19 protein-coding genes are annotated in these 21,048 nt (G+C 62.7%); 8 read left to right on the forward strand and 11 right to left on the reverse strand.

Annotation, left to right across the window (positions count from 1 at the left end; genetic code table 11):
• Positions 1-41 precede the first annotated feature (41 nt).
• Complete coding sequence (locus ACSW29_RS08970; RefSeq protein ID WP_448277079.1) at positions 42-1,487, forward strand: wax ester/triacylglycerol synthase domain-containing protein; 1,446 nt, start codon at positions 42-44, stop codon at positions 1,485-1,487.
• A gap of 272 nt (positions 1,488-1,759) precedes the next feature.
• On the opposite strand, the gene ACSW29_RS08975 is transcribed toward ACSW29_RS08970, so the two are convergent.
• The gene (locus ACSW29_RS08975; protein WP_003941534.1) at positions 1,760-1,963 is read right to left on the reverse strand and encodes a PspC domain-containing protein; all 204 of its coding nucleotides are present in this window, start codon (positions 1,961-1,963) and stop codon (positions 1,760-1,762) included.
• A gap of 145 nt (positions 1,964-2,108) precedes the next feature.
• Here ACSW29_RS08975 and ppk2 point away from each other — a divergent pair, with 145 nt between their 5' ends.
• Positions 2,109-3,023 carry a polyphosphate kinase 2 gene (gene ppk2 / locus ACSW29_RS08980; RefSeq protein ID WP_007733731.1) on the forward strand — a complete coding sequence of 305 codons (915 nt, stop codon included), beginning with the start codon at positions 2,109-2,111 and terminating at the stop codon, positions 3,021-3,023.
• 51 nt (positions 3,024-3,074) lie between these two features.
• Positions 3,075-3,908 (forward strand): alpha/beta hydrolase family protein, encoded by an 834-nt coding sequence (locus tag ACSW29_RS08985; protein ID WP_446837375.1) that lies wholly within the window; start codon positions 3,075-3,077, stop codon positions 3,906-3,908.
• Positions 3,909-3,912: 4 nt separating this feature from the next.
• Here ACSW29_RS08985 and ACSW29_RS08990 read toward each other — a convergent pair whose 3' ends face one another.
• The 3 genes from ACSW29_RS08990 to ACSW29_RS09000 all read right to left on the reverse strand — a co-directional run bounded on the left by ACSW29_RS08990 (position 3,913) and on the right by ACSW29_RS09000 (position 8,369).
• A complete protein-coding gene (locus tag ACSW29_RS08990) occupies positions 3,913-5,964 on the reverse strand; it encodes a prolyl oligopeptidase family serine peptidase (RefSeq protein ID WP_448277080.1) in 2,052 nt (683 codons plus the stop codon).
• A gap of 84 nt (positions 5,965-6,048) precedes the next feature.
• On the reverse strand, positions 6,049-7,065 hold the full coding sequence (locus tag ACSW29_RS08995) for an alpha/beta hydrolase (protein WP_230816855.1): 1,017 nt from the start codon (positions 7,063-7,065) through the stop codon (positions 6,049-6,051).
• 254 nt (positions 7,066-7,319) lie between these two features.
• A complete protein-coding gene (locus ACSW29_RS09000) occupies positions 7,320-8,369 on the reverse strand; it encodes an alpha/beta hydrolase (RefSeq protein WP_448277422.1) in 1,050 nt (349 codons plus the stop codon).
• A 232-nt stretch (positions 8,370-8,601) separates the two neighbouring features.
• Here ACSW29_RS09000 and ACSW29_RS09005 point away from each other — a divergent pair, with 232 nt between their 5' ends.
• The 3 genes from ACSW29_RS09005 to ACSW29_RS09015 all read left to right on the forward strand — a co-directional run bounded on the left by ACSW29_RS09005 (position 8,602) and on the right by ACSW29_RS09015 (position 12,217).
• Positions 8,602-9,588, forward strand: a complete 987-nt coding sequence (locus ACSW29_RS09005; RefSeq protein WP_448277081.1) for a dipeptidase — start codon at positions 8,602-8,604, stop codon at positions 9,586-9,588.
• A gap of 49 nt (positions 9,589-9,637) precedes the next feature.
• The gene (gene lpdA, locus ACSW29_RS09010; RefSeq protein ID WP_003941477.1) at positions 9,638-11,041 is read left to right on the forward strand and encodes a dihydrolipoyl dehydrogenase; all 1,404 of its coding nucleotides are present in this window, start codon (positions 9,638-9,640) and stop codon (positions 11,039-11,041) included.
• Positions 11,042-11,224: 183 nt separating this feature from the next.
• The gene (locus ACSW29_RS09015) at positions 11,225-12,217 is read left to right on the forward strand and encodes an iron-siderophore ABC transporter substrate-binding protein (protein WP_448277082.1); all 993 of its coding nucleotides are present in this window, start codon (positions 11,225-11,227) and stop codon (positions 12,215-12,217) included.
• Here ACSW29_RS09015 and ACSW29_RS09020 read toward each other — a convergent pair.
• A complete protein-coding gene (locus tag ACSW29_RS09020) occupies positions 12,193-12,642 on the reverse strand; it encodes a winged helix-turn-helix transcriptional regulator (protein ID WP_007735410.1) in 450 nt (149 codons plus the stop codon). The two genes, ACSW29_RS09015 and ACSW29_RS09020, sit on opposite strands and share 25 nt — an antisense overlap.
• Positions 12,643-12,760: 118 nt before the next feature.
• Between ACSW29_RS09020 and ACSW29_RS09025 the strand changes: the two genes are divergently transcribed.
• Positions 12,761-13,612 (forward strand): SDR family oxidoreductase, encoded by an 852-nt coding sequence (locus tag ACSW29_RS09025; RefSeq protein ID WP_448277083.1) that lies wholly within the window; start codon positions 12,761-12,763, stop codon positions 13,610-13,612.
• 17 nt (positions 13,613-13,629) lie between these two features.
• Here ACSW29_RS09025 and ACSW29_RS09030 read toward each other — a convergent pair whose 3' ends face one another.
• On the reverse strand, positions 13,630-15,264 hold the full coding sequence (locus ACSW29_RS09030; protein WP_448277084.1) for an MFS transporter: 1,635 nt from the start codon (positions 15,262-15,264) through the stop codon (positions 13,630-13,632).
• Between the two features lie 68 nt (positions 15,265-15,332).
• Here ACSW29_RS09030 and ACSW29_RS09035 point away from each other — a divergent pair, with 68 nt between their 5' ends.
• Positions 15,333-15,908 (forward strand): TetR family transcriptional regulator, encoded by a 576-nt coding sequence (locus ACSW29_RS09035; protein WP_448277085.1) that lies wholly within the window; start codon positions 15,333-15,335, stop codon positions 15,906-15,908.
• Between the two features lie 3 nt (positions 15,909-15,911).
• On the opposite strand, the gene atzF is transcribed toward ACSW29_RS09035, so the two are convergent.
• The 5 genes from atzF to ACSW29_RS09060 form a co-directional block, all read right to left on the reverse strand.
• Positions 15,912-17,621 carry an allophanate hydrolase gene (atzF, locus tag ACSW29_RS09040; protein ID WP_448277086.1) on the reverse strand — a complete coding sequence of 570 codons (1,710 nt, stop codon included), beginning with the start codon at positions 17,619-17,621 and terminating at the stop codon, positions 15,912-15,914.
• An 18-nt stretch (positions 17,622-17,639) separates the two neighbouring features.
• Positions 17,640-18,341: a GntR family transcriptional regulator gene (locus ACSW29_RS09045; RefSeq protein WP_448277087.1), complete on the reverse strand. Its 702-nt coding sequence runs from the start codon at positions 18,339-18,341 to the stop codon at positions 17,640-17,642.
• Positions 18,342-18,417: 76 nt separating this feature from the next.
• Positions 18,418-18,951 (reverse strand): carboxymuconolactone decarboxylase family protein, encoded by a 534-nt coding sequence (locus tag ACSW29_RS09050; protein ID WP_448277088.1) that lies wholly within the window; start codon positions 18,949-18,951, stop codon positions 18,418-18,420.
• Entirely contained in the window at positions 18,948-19,754 is an 807-nt protein-coding gene (locus ACSW29_RS09055; protein ID WP_448277089.1) for an SDR family NAD(P)-dependent oxidoreductase, read from the reverse strand. The genes ACSW29_RS09050 and ACSW29_RS09055 overlap by 4 nt, the downstream gene beginning before the upstream one ends.
• 96 nt (positions 19,755-19,850) lie before the next feature.
• Positions 19,851-21,047 (reverse strand): MFS transporter, encoded by a 1,197-nt coding sequence (locus ACSW29_RS09060; protein ID WP_448277090.1) that lies wholly within the window; start codon positions 21,045-21,047, stop codon positions 19,851-19,853.
• Between the last annotated feature and the right edge of the window lies 1 nt (position 21,048).

Here is a 21,048-nt window from a genome sequence, read left to right on the forward strand (position 1 = left end):
CAATTCGGACATTCGTTCAGCGTCGGAATTGAGGGGCATGCATGATCTTTCGGAACTCGTTGCCAGCCGCGGTATCTCAGATGGGGCCGCGAGACGCGGAGTTCGTCTACAACGAGTCCGGCGGACATCTGAGCCACATGGTCTGCGCCTACTTCTTCGACACGACGGGCCATCCGCTCGCAGAGATGACGCACGACGACGCGGTTCGGTGGATCACCGAAAGATTCGGATACTGGCCACTGTTCACGAGTCGACTCCAGCGAGTTCCGCTGGATCTGGACTATCCCTATTGGGTCCCGGCCGATTTCGACGTCGATGATCACGTGCACGTCCATCGTGCCCCGGTTGCCGGGTGGGCGCCGGTTCGTGAATTGCTCGGGCGCTCGCTCGGTGAGCCGATGGACTTGTCCCGGCCGCCCTGGGAGTTGCACGTCATGACCGGAGTGCACGGGATCGACGAGCTACCGGGCAATCTGACGCTGATCATGCTCAAGACCCACCACGGGGCCGGTGACGGTCTGGCGATCCGCGATCTGACCAACCTTCTCTTCTCCGGTCCGCCGAAGCCGGAGACGAAGCGTGCCGGTTCGGGGCTTTCGTCGCTGGACTTGATCGGGCGCACGGTCGTGGGTTTGCCCGGCCAGGCGATCCGTTTCGGCCGGGGTCTGTCCGTGACAAAGGTTGCGGCCGAGACGGTTCGGGAGGCGGAAGAGGCCGGAGAGCTACCTACGTACTCGGCCGACCGCCTGCCGACCCGATTCAACGGCATGCTGGGCGGAGACATCACGATCGATTTCCTGACGCTGGACGGCGCAGACATCAAAGCGATCCGAGCGGCCGTTCCGGACGTGACGGTCAACGACATCTTCCTGACCGTCGTCGCCGGCGCTCTCGACGCATACCTGTCGGAGAAGGGCGAGAAATCAGGCAGTGGGTTGGCAGCGATGGTTCCCCGATCGATGCGGCAGATAGCCGAATGGGAGTCGGCCAACCAACTGGCGCTGTTGACGGTCGATCTGCACACGGACGTCGAAGATCCGGTCGAGCGGCTGACACTGATCAGAGATTCGGCGTTGAGGGCCAAAGGGCGGAGTTCGCACCCAGCCGTCCGTCGTTACGGCACACGCATCGAAACCTCGCCCGCGGCTCTGCTCAGACTCACCGGTCTCTCGCGTCGGATCAACAAGCTTGACCCTTCGCACAAGGTCATTCAGAACACGACGATCAGCAATGTCCCGGTATCGGTCGACGGCAATGTCTTCGAAGGTGCGCCGGCGGTGGCAGTTCTCGGCGGGCAGGCGCCGGTCGACGGAGACATTCTGCGCCACTTCCTCATTGCTGCGCGTGGAGGTTCTCTGACGCTCAATGTCATCGTCTCGCGAGAGACGATGCCGGATATCGAGCACTACATCGAATTATTGCGGGTGGGGTTCACGACGCTTCTGCAGGCAGTTTCCGACCAAAATCGTGAGTTGGTCGAAAGATAATCTCTCGGCACCCCCGGCTTTACGCCGCCTGTCATTCCCTGAGTTTTCGGATTGGCGTCATTTCCTCGTCCCAAGTGAACCACTGAACATCTTGGTTGGGCAGCGTCAGTGGCCTGGCCGTCAAGGGTCTCGAGGCCCTCGCTGCGCTCAGCGGTGGAGAGCTGAAGGCCGCCAAGTAGATTGTTGATTTCGGGGCCTGCTCGTGTTGGCGCGTAGGCCCCGAAATACTTTTTGTCGGCGCGTAATTCTCGCCATGTCAATTGCCGGAATTCTCACCCTAATGGCATGAGCATCCAGGCGGCGAGATATACCAATGCCGCGGTTCCCCCCGTGCAAATAGCGGCGATAACGGCGAGTAGACGGACAAGATTGACGTCGGCGCCGAAGTAATCTGCAATTCCGCCGCACACTCCGGCGAACATTTTCTTGTCGTTGGAACGGGTGAAGGGGCGAGGTGTGTTGCTTTCGAATGTCATGCTTCAATTCTGAAGCGAGATCGCATCAGGCACCATCGGGGACGACCCCGATCTGCACCCTGATCTTTTGAGCCCGTCGTGTCATACCCCGGTAGTTCATCCCAGCTTCACCGAACGGTTGCTGCGGGAGACTAACTTGTCGGCGGTGACCGATTTAGCAGAACGCCGACCGTTCCTCAGCGCCTTCGCGGATCTCTCGACCGCCGTCGATCTGGCCGACACCGCCGCCTTCACCGTCGACGACAATGACGACGACGATCCGGTGCTGCTGACGTCGCCGGACGGTTTCGAGGTCGACACCTGGCGGGAGGGCTACCCGTACGACGCACGGATGCCTCGGGACGAGTACGAAATGTCCAAGCGTCTGCTGCAGATCGAACTCCTCAAGCTGCAGAACTGGTCGAAAGAAACCGGCGCACGGCACGCCATCGTGTTCGAAGGACGCGACGCTGCCGGTAAGGGCGGAACGATCAAACGATTCATGGAGCACCTCAATCCTCGTGGCGCTCGCGTCGTCGCGCTGGAGAAGCCGTCGGCTCGCGAGTCGACGCAGTGGTACTTCCAGCGCTACGTGCAGCACCTTCCCGCCGCCGGGGAACTGGTGATGTTCGATCGATCTTGGTACAACCGGGCCGGGGTCGAGCGGGTCATGGGTTTCTGCACCGACGAGGAGCACGAGCGATTTCTGCGCCAGGTGCCGTTGTTCGAGCAGATGCTCGTCGACGACGGCATCAGCTTGATCAAGTTCTGGTTCTCGGTTTCACCGCTGGAGCAGCGCACGCGGTTCGCGATCAGACAGGTCGATCCCGTGCGGCAGTGGAAGCTTTCGCCGATGGACATCGCTTCTCTGGACAAGTGGGATGCGTACACGGCGGCGAAGGAAGAGATGATCCGGTTCACCGATACCGCCACCGCTCCGTGGACCGTCATCAAGAGCAACGACAAGAAACGCGCGCGGATAAACGCGATGCGTCACGTGCTCAGTCAGTTCGATTACGACAACAAGGATTACGAGATCGTGGGTACTCCGGATCCGCTGATCGTGGGAAGCCTCGAATAGTCGGCGCGTGGGCTCTGCCCATCCGCGGCGTGGGTGGTTAGTGTGAGTTGAATGGAGACCGTACCGATCCAACTCCCCGACGGCACCGTGACCCCGATCCGTCTGTTTCCCGGACCGAACGACGACGCACCCGTGGTGGTGATGTTGCCCGGGCTCGGAGTTCCCGCCGGGTTCTACGATCCGGTGGCGCAGGCCCTGGTCGAAGCCGGCTTCAATGCGGCCATCGGTGAACTGCGCGGCCAAGGTGACAGCAAACCGCGCCCGAGCGCGTCGAGTGCTTTCGGATATCAGGAACTGGTCTCGATCGATTGTCCGGCGACGTTCGAGGTGGTGCGCGAGCGGTTTCCGGCCAGCACACCATTTCTGATGGGGCACAGCATGGGCGGCCAGATCGGGGTCATGTACGCGTCGAGGATTCGGGGCCGGCTCGGCGGACTGATCCTGGTTGCCTCCGGATCGCCGTATCACCGCGGATTCCCCGGAATCCGTGCGCCCGGACTCTATCTGGGTTCGTCCGCGATGTCGGTGACAGCCAACATTGCCGGCTTCTGGCCGGGAGACCGGGTCAACGTCGGCGGCTTCGGTCGACAGTCGAAAGTACTGATCACCGATTGGGCACGGTTCGCCAGGACCGGTCGCATGGAACCCATCGGTGCGGATATCGACTACGAGGAGCGGATCGCCCGCCTGACCTTGCCGGTTCTGTCGATCACGATCGAAGGGGACGATCTCGCTCCACGCCGGTCGGCAAAGAACCTGGTGGACAAGCTCTCCAGGGCCCAAGTGACGATGACGCACATCGACGAACCACTCGGTCACAACGGTTGGATACGCAATCCCACCGCTGTGAGCGAGCGCGTCGTCGCGTGGTTGCGCGACCGCTGAAAGATCAGCCGAGTTTCTGCCAGAGGAACTCGTAGGTCAGCGCGGTCTTGAAGGCCAGCTGAGCATTGTCCGCGGCGCCGCCGTGGCCACCCTCGATGTTCTCGAAATACAGCACCTGCTTGCCCAGCTCTTCCAGCCGTGCGGCCATCTTGCGGGCATGCGCGGGGTGGACGCGGTCGTCGCGGGTGGATGTCGCGATCAGGATCGGTGGGTACGACGCGGCGGCGTCGATGTTCTGATACGGCGAATACTCCGAGATGAATGCCCACTCCTCCGGGACATCGGGGTCACCGTATTCGGCCATCCAGGACGCGCCGGCCAGCAGGAGATGGAATCGACGCATGTCCAGCAGCGGGACCTGGCAGACGATGGCGCCGAAGAGTTCGGGGTACTTGGTCAGCATGATGCCCATCAGCAGGCCGCCGTTGCTTCCGCCCTGAGCTGCCAGAAGATCCGGGGTCGTGATTCCGCGATCGACGAGGTCTCTCGCGACGGCAGCAAAGTCTTCGTGCACCTTGTGGCGCCCAGCCTTGAGAACCTGTGTGTGCCAACCGGGTCCGTACTCGCCGCCACCACGAATGTTCGCAACCACATAGGTTCCGCCCTGCGTCAACCAGGCACGGCCCAGAGAACCGCTGTACGACGGCGTCAGCGAGATCTCGAATCCGCCGTACCCGTAGAGCAGGGTGGGGCCGGGCTCGCTACGCGGATTGCGGACCACGAAATAGGGGATGAGGGTGCCGTCGGCGGAGGTGGCGAAGAACTGCTCCGTGGTGATGTCCTCGGCGTCGAAGAACGCGGGAGCTTGCTTGAGTGCAGTGGGTTCGGTTTCGCCGATCACGCCGTGCAGAAGAGTTGCAGGGGAGGTGTATCCACTCGAATTGACGAAGTACTCGTTGCTGACATCGGGGTCGGTGTCGAGAATTTCGATACTGGTCAGTTCTGGAAGTCCTTCGAAAGGTCCATCCTCCCAGCCGTTTTCGCCCGGCGTCAGGATGCGCAGCGTGGTGCGCACGTCGGTCAGTACCACGAGAATCAGATGATCGCGTGTCCAGGTGTAGTGCTCGAGCGAGGAATGTGCGTCGGGTTCGAAGATCGATGTCAGTGCTCGTGAGCCGGCAAGAAAATCGTCGTAGCGGATGGCAAGCAGTGCGCCGGTCGGATATTCGGTGTCCTCGACGACCCACACGGACTTGGTGCGGATCAACAACCACTCGTGGTGAATCGAGATACCGGCGTCCTCGGGGACGTCCACGAGCACCAGTTCACCGTCGGGGCGAACTTCGAAATGCTGAGAGTTGTAGAAATCGACCGAGCGAGTGACGAAGTCCCGTTCGAACCCGGGCGTCGGATCGTGCGAAGCCGAGATGGCCACGTCGGTGGTCTGGCCCTCGTAGACGGTCTCGGCGCTGGAGAGGGGAGTGCCGCGCTTCCACCGTTGGGCCAGACGGGGATATCCGGAATCGGTGAGCGACCCTGGTCCGATATCCGTTCCGACGTAGACGGTATCGATGTCGATCCAGTCGATGTCGGTCTTGGCCTCGGGAAGGTAGAAGCCGGGATTCTCGCCCTCGGGAGCGAGGAACTCGCGCTTCTCGATGTCGAACTCGCGAACGACCGCCGCGTCTGCCCCACCGCGGGAGAGGCTGATCAATGCACGGTTGCGGTGCGGGCGTAGAAGTTGCGTGCCCTTCCAGACCCAGTTCTCGCCCTCGGCCTCGGCCAGGGCGTCGAGGTCGACGAGGACGTCCCATTCCGGGTCGTCGGTGACGTACTGATCGAACGTCGTGCGTCTCCACAATCCGCGAACGTGGGTGCTGTCGCGCCAGAAGTTGTAGAGGAACTCACCTCGACGGCGGACGTAGGGGATTCGCGCGTCGGTATCGAGGATCTCGCGCACGTCGCTCTGCAGTCGATCGAAGCGCTCGTTGTCGGTGAGCTGCTCCTCGGTCACGGCATTGTGCTGACGGACCCAATCGAGTGCAGACTCACCGGTCACGTCTTCGAGCCAGAGGTAGGGGTCGTCGCCGGTGGTGGGCTGCTGATCGGAAGTCATACGTCCATTCTTACTGCTCGCTCCCGACAGCACTCGACCCCGCTCCCGAAACACTGGAGCGGGGTCGAGTGAGAACGAATCGGGTCAGACGCCCAGGGAGTGAGCGAGCATCGGCCAGGAGTTGTGGAGATCGTCCTGCCAGTAGCCCCACGAGTGGGTGCCGGTCGGCTTGAAGTCGAAGGTGGCCGGGATCTTCAGGTCGCTCAGGCGGTAGGCGAGGTTGTGGGTGCAGTAGTTGACTGCTGCCTCGATGATGCCGCCGACGATCGCCTGGTTGGCGAGCGCACCGACCTGACCGTTGATCGCGGGATTGGCGAGAGTGTCGTGTGGGCCGGGGAGTCCGGAGCCGGTGGAGACGTAGAGCTCGGTGCCGCGGAGCTTCTCGGCGTTGAGGACCGGATCGTTGTCCTTCCAGCCCTGACCGTCGAGCGGGCCCCACATGTTGGTGATGTCAGCTCCGCCGCGGGTACCTGTGACAAGTTCGATCGCACTCTGACCGACGGGAGTACTGGTCTCGGCGCATCCGCTGTATGCACCGACGCCCTTGTAGAGGCCGGGAGCCGCGATGGCGAGGTTGAGGACCGAGGTCGCGGTCATGGAGATCGCGGAGATGGACTGCACCTTGTTGGTGTTGAACTCGGCGTCGATGACGGGCGGGAGTTCCTTGGTCAGGAACGTCTGCCACTTCTGACGACCGAGAACCGGATCGTCGTTCACCCAGTCGGTGTAATAGCTGAATGCGCCTTCGAGCGGTGTGACGACGTTGACGTTCTTGTCCTGGAAGAAGTTCATGACGTCGGTCTTGCGTTGCCAGGTCGCCGAGTCCTCGCCGCCGCCTGCACCGTTGAGCAGGTAGAGCGTCGGGCGGGGTTCGCTGCCATCCGCTGGGAGGATGACCTCGAGCGGGATGTTGCGATCCATCGCCGGGGAGAAGACCGAGATGGTGACCTTGCGGTCGCCGGTCTTGGTGTTGCTCACGACGTGCGATCCGGACGTGTCACCGCCCGCAGAAGCTGTCGCCGGACTGACCAGCATCGGCAGCACCGTGGCCACTGCGAGAGCTGCGATCACACTGCCACGCTTGAAAATTCGAGCACGCATACGTTCGGATCCTCCACCTGAATGTCTTCGGATCCGGAACGGATCGAAGTGCCTGTGAGCCCTTACTGGAACAGGTTCACTTTTTATTATGTGTCAGTAAAGCAGAGCGGCGCAGAAAGTGACGCGATTCGATTGCCTGACAATTGAATTGGCCCCGGAATTAACCCCCGAATTAACCCTCGAATCGGCCCAGACAAGGACTCGACCCCGCTCCCGGAAGTGCAGGGAGCGGGGTCGAGCCGGAACGATTTCGGTCAGATGCCCATCGAACGAGCGAGCATCGGCCAGGAGTTGTGGAGATCGTCTTCCCAGTAGCCCCACGAGTGGGTGCCGGTCGGCTTGAAGTCGAAGGTGGCCGGGATCTTGAGATCGTTGAGGCGGTAGGCGAGGTTGTGGGTGCAGTAGTTGACTGCTGCCTCGATGATGCCGCCGACGATCACCTGGTTGGCGAGTGTGCCGACCTGTCCGTTGATCGCCTCGTTGTTCAGGGTGTCGTGTGGGCCGGGGAGTCCGGAGCCGGTGGAGATGAAGAGCTCGGTGCCGCGGAGCTTCTCGGCGTTGACGACGGGGTCGTTGTCGATCCAACCCTGTCCGTCGAGGGGGCCCCACATGTTGGTCACGTCAGCGTCGCCGCGCATGCCCACAACCAGTTCGATGGAGGACTGGCCGACCGGTGTGCTGGTCTCAGCGCATCCGCTGTACGCGCCGACGCCCTTGTAGAGGCCCGGAGCTGCGATGGCGAGGTTGAGGACCGAGGTCGCGGTCATGGAGATCGCGGAGATCGACTGGACGCCGTTGGTGTTGAACTCGGCGTCGATGACGGGCGGGAGTTCCTGGGTCAGGAACGTCTGCCACTTCTGACGGCCGAGGGACGGGTCGTCGTTCACCCAGTCGGTGTAGTAGCTGAATGCGCCTTCGAGCGGGGTCACGACGTTGACGTTCTTGTCAGCGAAGAACTCGTTGACGTCGGTCTGACGCTGCCAGGTCGCCCGGTCTTCGCCGCCGCCCGCACCGTTGAGCAGGTAGAGCGTCGGGCGGGGTTCGCTGCCGTCTGCTGGGACGATGACCTCGAGCGGAATATCGCGTTCCATGGAAGGGGAGTACACCTTGATGGTGGCGATGCGCCCGTTGTCCGTGCGGCTCGAGAGCTTGGAACCCGTTGTGTTTACCTTGGCTACAGTTGCCGTGGTGGTCGACGGATCTCCACCTGCGGACGAGACGGCAGGGCTGATCAGCATCGGCAGCACGGATACTGCGGCTACAGCGGCGACCAGACGGCCACGCTTGAAAGTGCGAGCACGCATACGTTCAGAAACCTCCACCTAAAATTCCTTCGAATCCGCCCAGGAGTGAACGGTCCTTTGTTGCTGTTCCCGTGCGGGAATTCCTGCTGGTACATGCTCTGCCGATAGATACAGGGCGTGTGAGTCTTGTAAGTTCTACCGCATCGGTGCGTTATCCGCCAGTGAACCAGAGATTTGCTGAACGTACGACCAGTTTCAGGTGAATTTCCCTGATCATCGACGGGATTAGTGAGTGAACCGGACATATCCACTATGGGAACAACACTGTTGCCTACCTCTGCAGTCGAACGCGTCTGTCGAAGATCTTCTCCGATATCAGCGCCCAGCGGGGAGTTACGTTTCGGTGAACGTCGGTTACTCGCCGCAGACTCGCGCGGACTCGACGGCAATCGCCAAGAGTTTCGCGTGGCAGGCGCGGGTCGAGTTTCCGGAGATAACCCCTGTCTTCACTGTCGACGACGTCGTCGAGGTTCAGGAGTCCGGCGGAATTGCCCTGGCCTTCGACCTGGAGGACTCGAATCCGCTGGAGGGAGACCTAGCCAACGTCTCGTACTTCTACGACCTCGGAGTCCGCTCGATGTTGCCGACGTACAACTACATGAACGCTGCCGGCTGCGGCTGCTTGGACCTGGCGGACACGGGGTTGAGCGGATACGGTCGTGACCTGGTTGCCGAGATGAATCGCGTCGGAATGACGGTCGACGGCTCACATTGTTCGGTACAGACGGGGTTGGACATCTCAGCTATCACCCAGCGAGCAATGATCTACAGCCACTCGAACCTCCGAAGGTTGTGGGAGCATCCGCGCAACATCACCGACGATCAGGCCAGAGCGTGTGCGGAGACCGGCGGCGTCATCGGGATCAACGGCGTGGGCATATTCCTCGGCGTCAACGGACCGGATGACGACCAGGCTCGGCTGTCCGCGATGGCCGACCACATCGAAGAGGCTGTCGGACTCGTCGGCATCGATCACGTCGGGATCGGCTCCGACTTCTCCTTCGACGCCGACGACTTCCGCGAAGAGATCGAGCAGAACCCGTCGTCGTTCTCCGAGGCGTACACCGCGTGGGGGCCACTGCAGTGGACTCCTCCGGAGGACGTGCTGACACTTGATCAGGTATTGCGTGAGCGGGGCTTCGACGAGCCGTCGATCGAGGCCGTGTACGGCGGAAATTTCGCCCGAGTTGCCCGAGAAGTGTGGGCTACCGACGGGTAATGCGACCATCTGGGGACAGCGAAACGATGCAGGACTACCCTGGTGAATCGTGACCTCACACTATGACGTCGTTGTCCTCGGAGCCGGCCCCGGTGGGTACGTCGCTGCTATCCGCGCGGCACAACTGGGCCTGAGCACCGCCATCATCGAGCAGAAGTACTGGGGCGGTGTATGCCTGAATGTCGGCTGCATTCCGTCCAAGGCGCTTCTCCGTAACGCCGAACTCGCGCACATCTTCACGAAAGAAGCGAAGACGTTCGGCATGTCCGGAGACGTGTCCTTCGATTTCGGCTCCGCTTTCGATCGCAGCCGCAAGGTCGCGGACGGGCGAGTCAAGGGCATTCACTTCTTGATGAAGAAGAACAAGATCCCGGAGTACGACGGCAAGGGCACGTTCGTCGACGCCAACACCATCAGCGTGGAGCTGAGCAAGGGTGGCACCGAGACGATCACGTTCGACAACGCGATCATCGCGACGGGTTCGTACACCAAGCTGCTGCCCGGCACCTCGCTGAGCGAGAACGTCGTGACCTACGAAGAGCAGATCCTCACCCGTGACCTTCCGGGTTCGATCCTGATCGTCGGTGCCGGCGCGATCGGCATGGAGTTCGGTTACGTCCTCAAGAACTACGGCGTCGACGTCACGATCGTCGAGTTCCTCGATCGGGCACTGCCCAACGAGGACGCCGACGTCTCGAAGGAAATCGCCAAGCAGTACAAGAAGCTCGGCGTCACCATCAAGACCGGTGCCGCTGTGCAGTCCATCAGCGACGACGGCAGCAAGGTCACCGTCTCGATCAAGGACAACAAGTCCGGCGAGATCGAGACCGTGGTCGTCGACAAGGTTCTGCAGTCCGTCGGCTTCGCACCGCGCGTGGAGGGCTTCGGTCTCGAGAACACCGGTGTCGCGTTGACCGATCGCGGCGCCATCGCGATCGACGACTACATGCGCACCAACGTCCCGCACATCTTCGCCATCGGTGACGTCACCGCCAAGCTGCAGCTCGCGCACGTCGCGGAAGCTCAGGCTGTCGTCGCTGCCGAGACCATCGGCGGCGCGGAGACGCAGACACTCGGTGACTACCGGATGATGCCGCGTGCGACGTTCTGCCAGCCGCAGGTCGCCTCGTTCGGTTTGACCGAGGAGCAGGCCAAAGCCGAGGGCTACGACGTCAAGGTCGCGAACTTCCCGTTCGCTGCCAACGGCAAGGCACACGGTCTCGGTGACCCGACCGGTTTCGTCAAGCTGATCGCCGACAAGAAGTACGGCGAACTGCTCGGCGGGCACCTCATCGGACCGGACGTTTCGGAACTGCTGCCCGAGCTGACCTTGGCCCAGAAGTGGGACCTCACGGTCAACGAGTTGGCACGTAACGTCCACACCCACCCCACACTCAGTGAGGCACTGCAGGAAGCGATCCACGGCCTCGCCGGCCACATGATCAACTTCTGACGGCAGGGCCTTCGGCCCCGTGCGCCTTTTCGGTAGTTCGCACTACCGGAAAGACGCACGGGGTTTTTCGTCTTTTGTGTCGAGTTGTGTTGCGAAACCGCCATCTGAGGCCTTCGAGTCGGGGTGTAGGCGCGCAACGCATTAGCGTCCCGAGTCGACCATCCGGCTTTCGAAGGACCACTCATGAAAACTCGTTCCGTACTGCTCGCGGCTTGCGTCGCGCTGACGCTCTCCGCCTGTGGAACCTCAGGTGACGCCGGATCGGACACCGAAGCTTCGGGTGCCGCCGAGGCGGGGGCGTTCCCCGTGACCGTCGACCACGCTTACGGCTCGACCACGATGGACGCGGAGCCTATGCGCATCGTGACCATCGGATGGAGTGGCCAGGATTCGGTGATTGCACTGAACAAGGTCCCGGTCGCCATGGAGAGCTTCTCCGGCGACGGCATCGAGAACAACATTCTGCCTTGGGACGCTTCGCGTCTGAACGGTGCGAAGCCCGTTCTCATGACGACCAATCCCGATATCCCGTTCGAGCAGATCCTCGGGCTCGATCCCGACGTGATCCTCGCCGTCTACTCGGGCATCGACGAGGGCGAGTACAAGCGCCTCAGTGACATCGCGCCGACCGTCGCGTTCCCCGACCAGCCGTGGGATACGGCGTGGGACAAGCAGATGAGCATGATCGGTGCAGCGCTCGGACAGCCGGCGCAGGCTCAGACGCTGATCGACGAGACCGGGGCGTACTTCGAGAAGCAGGCCGCTGATCACCCGCAGTTCCAGGGCAAAACCGCAACGTATGCAATGCGTACCGACGAGGGCCTGATCGTCTTCTGCGGCACCGACCCGCGGATCCGTCTTCTCGGCCAGCTCGGGGTGAAGACCTCGCCCGGTGTCGACGCAGTGTGCACTTCCGGCGACAGTTCGGTGTCCGTGGGCATGGAATCCATCGACACACTCGACGCCGACGTCTTCATTCTCGTCGACGCCGATGGCACCAACCTGGACAAGCTCATGTCCTTCGGTCCGTTCGCGAACATGACCTCGGTGTCGAACGGCCGTCTGGTTCGTCTGGTCGGAATGGACTACGCCATGGCTACTTCCGCTCCGACGGTGCTGAGCGTTCCCTACGCATTCGACGAGTTCATCGCTCAGCTCTCGGACAAGTTGAGCTGATTCCGAGCGTCGTACGACGCTTGTGACGCAACGATTTTCGGAACCTGCGACTCGAGTAGTTCGATCAGGGCCGTGATCTTTGCGGCGACGTCGGCGCCGAGTTCGGTCAGGCTGTATTCCACTTTTGGCGGGATGGTTTCGAGTACCTCACGGTGCACGAGGCCATCCCGCTCGAGTGTTTGCAGGGTCTGCGAGAGCATGCGCTCGCTGACTCCGTCGACGCGTCGGCGCAGGGCACTGAACCGGTACGGGCCCTCGTTCAATGCCGCCAGCGCGAGTGCGCCCCAGCGTCCGGTTGCATTCTGCAATGCCGCCCGAGAGTTGCACCCGCGAGCGAAGACGTCAGCCTCGAGCGTTGGGTCCACGACGTCGGCATTCGGATCAGGGGTCTGGGCAGCACGTGAAGGTGAGTCGGTGCTGGTCATGAACCCAGGCTACTACTGCACGATCCCATAGCGCTAACTCGACGTGTTGCACTTACGAAAAATAAGTGCATGATGGTTGCAGAACGCATTTACGCTTCAACCTGGATCGGGAGTTCGCATGAGCATTGCAGTCACCGGCGCAACCGGAAACCTCGGACAACTGGTAGTCGAGTCGTTGATCGAGCGGGGAACCGCCGCGTCCGACATCGTCGCAGTCGTCCGCAATCCACAGAAGGCGGAAAGCCTCGCCGCCCGCGGAGTAGTTGTACGTCAAGCGGACTATGCCGATGCCTCGGCGTTGGAAACCGCATTGGCGGGCGTCGACAAGCTGGTGCTGATCTCGGGAAGTGAAGTGGGGTCACGGCTCGCGCAACACACCAACATCATCGACGCGGCGAAGGCTGCCGGCGTCGGATTCATCGCCTACACGAGCATCTTGAATGCTCAGGACACGCCGATGAAGCTTGCTGCCGAGCACAAGGCGACCGAGGACGTGCTCACTCGGAGCGGTATTCCGTTCGCGCTGTTGCGCAACGGTTGGTACTGGGAGAACTTCACCAACGACCTGGCCGGTGTGATCGAACGCGGCGCACTGGTCGGTGCGGGAGCGGAAGGCAAGATCGCGGCTGCGGCGCGTGCGGATTACGCCGACGCCGCAGCAGTAGTCGCGACCACAGATGGCCACGAAGGTGCAGTGTACGAGTTGGGCGGTGACGAGAGGCTCACCTACGCCGAATTGGCCGAGAGGATCAGCGAATTTGCCGGCAAGCCGATCGCGTACCAGTTCGTGAGCGAGGACGCATACAAGGGGATTCTCGAGAGCGTCGGCCTGCCTGCCCCGGTCGCAGAGATTCTCGCGGATTCCGATGCTGCAATTGCCAAGGGGGCGTTGGACACTGAGTCTGGTGACCTGCAGAAGTTGATCGGCCGCAGCAACACTCCGGTGGCTGAGGTGTTGAAGAAGGCCTGACCTGCTGTGCGCCTTTATCAACCGCGGGCGGTTGATAAAGGCGCACAGGGGTTACCCATGTGGACTGCACCCTCGGCGGGCAGATCACCCTTCTTGGCGCGGACCAGAACCAGCACTACCGGTGCGATGATCGCCAACAGGATTGCCGCCCAACCGAATGCGGCCGAGTATCCGGATACCTCGGCGCCGAAGAAGTAGTCCGTCATCGAGGCGACGAAGTCCTGCACCGGCTGGGGGAGTAGCGCCAATTGGTCCCCGGTCGGGATGGTCGCATTCGACATGTCGACAGGAATGCCTTCCGGCGGGATCGGCGCCGCGTTGTCGGCGGTGAAGGCCGACTTGGCCGAAGCGTAGATCGTGGTGAACAGTGCGGTGCCGAGTGCGCCGCCGATCTGCAGGGTGGCGTTGACCAGGGCACTGGCAGCGCCGGCGTCGTGGTCGGGAACGCCGATCAGTGCGAGGTTCTGCATCGGCACCATCAGTAGACCGAGTCCGAAGCCGAAGATCGCGAGGCCGGGGAACACGTGCGTCCAGTAGGAGCTGTGTACCTCGATCTGGGTCAGCATGAGCAGTCCTACTGCTGCCACCAGCGGGCCGGCGACCATGAGCGGCTTGGGGCCGATCTTGGTGGACAACTGCGCTGCGATGGTCGACGCCAAGACGATGAAGAATGCCATCGGCAGCGATCCGACGCCGGCCATGACCGGGCTGAATCCGAGCACGATCTGCAGGTAGAACGTCAGGTACAACGTGCCGCCGAGCAGGGCGGCGCCCACCAGCATGGAGCCGATCAGAGCAGCGCCGCGATCACGATGCCACGGAACGCTCAGCGGTAGAAGCGGATTCTTGCTGCGGCTCTCGACGACCACGAAGATCGCGAGGAAGACCAGACCCAGTGCGATGAACAGCAAAGTGTCCGCCTGACCCCAGCCGTGCTCGGCGCGAGTGAATCCGTAGACCAGTGATCCGAGCCCGAGGGCGATGAGGACAGCGCCGGGAAGGTCGTAGCTCGTGTCACCGTGCGCTTTGGTTTCCTTGACGATCGGGACGGCTGCAGCGATGGCGATCAGCGCGATCGGGATGTTGACGAGCAGGCACCAGCGCCAGTCGACGTACTGCGTCAGCACTCCGCCGAGGAGCAGTCCGATGGCAGCGCCACCGCCGGAGATCGCGCCATAGACGGCAAAAGCCTTGGCGCGCTCCTTCTCTCCGATGAAGGTGGTGGTGAGCATCGACAGCGCAGCGGGCGCGAGCAATGCTGCGAAGACGCCCTGGCCGGCGCGGGCGATGAACAGTTCGATACCGCTCTGCGCGATGCCGCCGATGCCGGAGGCAACCGCGAAGCCCGCCATGCCGACGATGAAGGATCGCTTGCGGCCCCAGTAGTCGGCGATACGTCCGCCGAGGAGCAGCAGCGCACCGAACGCCAAGGCGTACGACGTGACCACCCACGCGCGGTCAAGGTCGCTGATGCCCAGTTCCTCCTGGGCCGCCGGTAGGGCGATGGAGACGATGGTGCCGTCGAGCACCACCATGAGTTGAGCGAACGCGACGATGCAGAGCACCAGCCAGCGACGTTGATGATTCGGATTCTCGGAGACAGCCGGGATCGGTGGCAGAGTGCCGCCGTCGACGTGGGACGTGGTGGTCATTGGAAAAAGGTATTCCAGCCTTCTCGGATGAGTCAAACGAAATAGTTCGTTCGGTTACCATCATCACTATGGCTCCCACTGACGTGACCGCGACGAAACAGCGAATCCTCGACGCTGCGCAAGAAGAATTCGGCACCTACGGGCTTGCCGGTGCGCGCATCGATCGGATTGCGAAGAACGGAAACGCCAGTAAGGAGCGCCTCTACGCCTATTTCGGCGACAAGGTCGCGTTGTTCCACGCGGTGCTCGACGTCGACTTCGAGCAGGCGATGGAGTCCATCGAGTTCACCGGTGAAGACATGCCCGAGCATGCCGTCGAACTGTTCGACGCCATGCTCGGCAAGCCACAGATTCAACGGATGATGATCTGGGGCCAACTGCAGGGCGAGGCACCGAGGATGAAGAAGCTGGCCGAGGAACATTCCAGTTGGGTTCCGCGAATGGCCATGATCCGCAAGGCACAGGATGACGGCATCATCTCGAAGCACTGGGATCCCCAGGACTTGATAACAATGCTGTTCGGCCTTGTGTTCGGCTGGGTGGTGGCACCCGGTGTGGCTGACAACCAGAACGTCGATGCCGACGAGATTGCGCGCCGACGCGAAGTGTTGCGCGAGGCAGTCACTCGAATCTGCAAGCCCTAGCTGTCAGCGAGAGAGGTATGCAGCCCAATCGCCGTAGTCGGTGATGTCATTCGCGCCGACGACGGCGTCATGAGTGCAGCTGAAACCGACTGTCGTTCTGCCGTCGGATAATTCGACGCTCGTGAGCGCCATCGGCGCAGGCAATTCGGCGAGGAACGTTCCGAGACCTGCCGGTGAGATCCGGAAGATCTCGCCGACGACCGGTGCGCCGAGGCCAGGACCGCGGCGCACCAGGCCGGGCTTCGGTGGCGTCGTGTCGAGGGCGAAGAGTCTGTAGGCATCCGAGGTTGTGACGGTTTCGACGTACCGAGCGCCGAGGTCGACCAACTGTCTGTTGAGTGGTTGCCCGCGCAGGTGAGCGCCGAACACCGCGAGGTCGATTCCGGTGTTCACGAGGGTGGGTGAAGGCACACCGCCGAGTCGCGCAGCGAGGTCGATGGCGATCTGGTCGCCGAACGCAGGTACGACGAACATGACGCCGAACGGGTGATCTTCGGCGGTGCGGTGTCCTGGCGCCGCGACGGCCGCCATGTCGAGCAGGTTGCAGAAGTTGGTGAAAGTTCCCATGCGGCGGTTGATTCCGAACGGATCCTCGGTCACGGCGGCGATCGTCGGATGTTCGGTGGTGGTGGGAAGCAGCAGGGCGTCGAACCCGGCGAGGAGTTCCCGGGCAGCTGCCTTGGCGCGGGTGAGAGCGTCGAGATCGTCGACGAGCTGGTATCCGGTGGGGTGCTTCGCGCCGAGCACGATGTCGGACACCGCGGGATCTGCTCCGGCAGGGCGGGTTTCGAGGAACTCGCCGGCAGCGGCGTATCGCTGCGCCACCACGGCGCCGTCGTAGAGCAATCGGGCCGCGTCGAGCAGCCCGGAGATGTCGACCGTCTCGGTCTCGGCGCCGCCGGCGACCAGAGCCGCCACGGTGTCCTGAAACGCTGCCAGATACGACGGGCTCAGTTGAGCAAGATCCTCGATTCGGGGGACGGCGACGCGGGGATTCGGCGCCGCCGCGAGACGAACGTCGGAAGGCCAGACTCGGCTGCGGGGATCTCGAGGTTCGTGGCCGACCATGATTGCCGCTGCCGCGGTTGCCGATTCGAGGTCGTCGGCGAACACCGTCAGAGCGTCGTAGTCGATGCAGGCGGGCACTACTCCGTGGGCTGGGATGACGCCGAGGGAGAGCTTGAGTCCGTAGATCCCGTGGAACGCTGCCGGCACCCGGCCGGAACCGGCGGTGTCGGTACCGATTCCGATGTCCACAATTCCCAGGGCGACGGCGACGGCGGATCCGGAGCTACTACCTCCCGAGATCAGCTCTTCGTTCCAGGCGCAGCGAACGGCTCCGTACGGGCTCCGAGTTCCGACCAGCCCGGTGGCGAACTGGTCGAGGTTGGTCTTTCCCAGCACAACAGCGCCGTGCTCGATCAACCGTTCAACGGCACTGGCCGTTTCATCCGGCGCATACCCGAATTCGGGGCACGCCGCTGTGGTCGGCAGACCGGCGACATCGACGTTGTCCTTGACGGCGACCAGACGCCCCGCCAGGGGAAGGTGCTCGCCCGCAGCGAGTCTGGCCTCAACCGAGGCGGCGTCGGCGAGCACATCTTCCTTGCAACGCAACGTGATCCAGACTTCGGGGCGGTCTACTTCCTCGATCCGCTGGAATGCCTGCTCGACCCGGGCTGTCGGGGTGAAAACTTCTGCTGCGATGGTCATGGTTGTGTACTGCTCCGATCAGTCCGTGATGGTGGCGAGTGAGAGCGCGGTGATCGCGCGGGTCACCCGGTCGAGGACGACGTCGAGAGACTCGCCGATGTGCTGATGCAAAAGCGTGCGGGCCTCGGGCAGATTGCCGGCACGTAGTTCTTCGAGGATTCGAATGTGCTCCGCGATCGAGGTGTCGATGCGGCCGTTGACCATGAAGTCGTACATCCGAACGTGCCGGATACGGGAATTCACCGACAGCAGTGACGCGACCAGTTCATTGTTGCCCGACGCCCTGAGCACGGCGACGTGAAACTCCTCGTCCCGTTCGACGAACCCCGGTTCCTGAGCGGGCGGATCGAGAGCCAGGGCACGCCACCGCACCAGCTCGTCGTCGAGGATCGTTCGATCGTGCCGGATCGTCGGATCTGCGATCGCCCGGGTAATTCCTTGTAATTCCAGGGTGATTCGGAGTTCGTACAGATCTCGGATCCGCGGGATGCTCGGGCGCACGGCGGAGAATCCGTACTCTTCCCGGCGCAGGAGTCCATCGGCGCACAGCATCGTCAACGCTTCCCGTATGGGCGTGCGAGAAATGCCGAAACGCGTGGAGAGCTTCGGTTCCGTCAGGCGCTGATCGAACCCGATGGTCCCGTTGACCAGTTCGGTGCGTAGTTCCCGGTAGACCACCTCACGCAGTGGCTCCGGAGCCGTATTCATCCCTGTCGACATACCTGTATACGCTATTGATCAGGTGTTTCGTCCAGATGTCCTCGGGTTAGAGCTGAGTTACGGCCGCCGCGGAACTTCAGGAGAAGTCGCGCTGAACCCGCAAGGTTCCGATCGTGGTGGCCAGGCCGTCGTACTGGGTGACCAGCAATGTGAATTCGATCAACCGACGATCGTCGAGATGCTGCGAGAGCGTTCCCCACGTGTTGTCGGTGATGTCCTTGGTGGTGACCAACTCGTCTACCGCAGTCAAGATCGCACGGTGACGCGGACTCAACTCTGAAGCGCCAGGGCCCTCGATGATCCGGGCCAGTTGTTCTGCGTCGATTCCGGCTTTGCGGCCGAGCCTGATGTGGTGATCCATCTCGTAACCGCAGTCCCGCAGATGCGCGACCCGCAGGATGATCAGTTCGGTGTCGTGGCGAGAGATCTTGCCGCCGGGCATGAGTGAGCCGGAGTAGTGCAGCCAACCGCGGAAGAGTCCACCCGTGCGTCCCAATGTGCTGAACAGATGCGCATCGGGTGCTCCGGCAACCTTCGACAGGACACGCCAGATTCCCCAGTTGATCGGACCGAGGTCCTTGAATCGGCCGGGCGGGATGCGGGGGTTCATGCGACTCCACGGACGTGAGAGGGACGGAGGTCGATAGCTCGTTGCGCGATGTGGCGAACCGCAGCGCTGCGGCGGGGCGCGTGTACGCGTGACTTCCGGCCGACGATACCGCGCTCGAACGCGTCGACGGCGTCAGCGACGGTCGTGGTGCCGGAGTTGGCGAGAGTTCCGCGTGCTCCGTCGAACGACAGTGCGGTGGTGTCGGTGTCGATGTCGCCGATGTACGCGACGCCCACCTTGGTGCCGAGCTGTTTCATTTCCAGGCGTAACGCGTCTCCCAACGCCTCGACGCCGGCGCGTGAAGCACGAAGCGGTCCGCGAAACGGGTGCTTCGCCGCGCCGTGGGCGGATGCGACCACCAGGGCGTAACCATCTTCGTGACTGATGTGGGGACCCGCTGCGCGCAGGGTGTAGTACGTGCCCATGAGGTTGACTTCGACTGCGCGACGCATGTCTTCGACGTCTCCGCCGAGGATCGACGAATTCGCCTCGACGCCGGCATTGGCCACGACTACGTCGATGCCTCCCAGCTGCTCAGCGATGTAGCTGACGCCGCGAGATACCTGCTCGAGATCGGCGACATCGCACAACTGCCACGGCGCGCGGCCGCAGGAGGTGGCGACTTGCTCGAGAAGTTCCGGCTCGAGGCCGAGGAGTCCGACGGACGCGCCACGGTCGTACAGGCGTCTGGCCAGCGAAGAACCGATATTGCGGGCAGCGCCGGTGATCAGGATGCGCCGACCCGTCAGGTCGTCCGCACTACTCTTGGCCGATTCGGCCTTGCCCGCCTCGCTCTTGCTCATTGCTGTGTCCCTACGCAGTGACTTTCTGGTCCTCCGACGCTAACACCGCCGGGTAGCTGCGACTGCAAGTACCGCCAACTCCGTCCGAATGGACGCTCAGACCGATGCGGCTTCGAGACGCGGATGTGACGCGGAAGCCTGTGTCGACCGCAATCGGCGGAATCGGACCACGGCAACTACGGCGGCAACAGCGGCGAGGATCACCAACGGCAGTGACGGACCCATCGTGGGTTCGATGACGACCAGCAGCACCGGCAGTCCGAATCCGAGATAGGTGGCGACGTAGAAGATCCCGGTCAAAGCGCCCCGCGAGGCCGGGGGAGCCAGCGACTCGAGATCGAGTAGGCCTTCACGCAAGCACAGTCCGTAGGCCGTACCGAGGACGAGCGAGCAGACAATGAACAACCCGAGCGCGGGGTGTGCACCGCCGACGGCGACCAGGCAGTATCCGAGCGCCGCCAGTGCGGCGCCGACCGTGCCGGCCTGAGGGCCCCAATTGCGATGGCGCGCAGCGGTTTGAACCAGGATTCCAGCACCCAGAGTCAGCGCCGCCGCGAAACCCGGAAGGAGAGGACCTGAGTAGCGGTCCCCGAGCCTGGCCGTCATGGTCACGAAAGACACTGTTGCGCTGGCGAACACCCATGGCGCCAACGGAAGTGCCCAGAGCAGTGCGACCTTCACGCCGGTTCCCGACCGCTCTGCGCGGTCGGGAATCTGTGTGAACATCGCGGCTTTGGTGGGAGCAGGAGTACGACTCCACACTGCCGCCGCGGCAACCGAACCCACCGACAAGACGGCCGAGACGACAAACGGCGTGGCGAGCGGGAAAGCGGCAAATTGCGCCAGCAGGCCCGTAAACAGCGGTCCCAGTGCAAAACCCGAGGTAAGTACGACGCCCGCCATCACGGTGCCGGACTTGCCGCGAAGGTCAGCCGCCCACGCGGTACCGGCGCCGATCGCCAGACCGGCACCGATACCGACTACGAGGCGCCCGACCATGAGCCCGGGCGCGTCGTGCCAGAGGAGAAGAGTCAAGGTTCCGAGTGAGGCTATGAGCGCTCCGGGCAGGACGACTACGGCTCGGCCGACGCGGTCCGACAGTGCTCCACCGGTCAACAGGCCGGGCAGGAGTCCGAGCGCGTAGATACCGAAAACACCGTCGAGCACGGCATGCGAAAGGCCCTCGTCCACCCGGAGAACCGGGATGAGCGAGGCAAAGTGGTTGGCTGCCCAACCCGTCGAAAGTAGAACGGCCAGTACCGAGATGAACCCCCGACGGGATGGATCGCCCATA

This window comes from Rhodococcus sp. GB-02 (genome assembly GCF_053470465.1).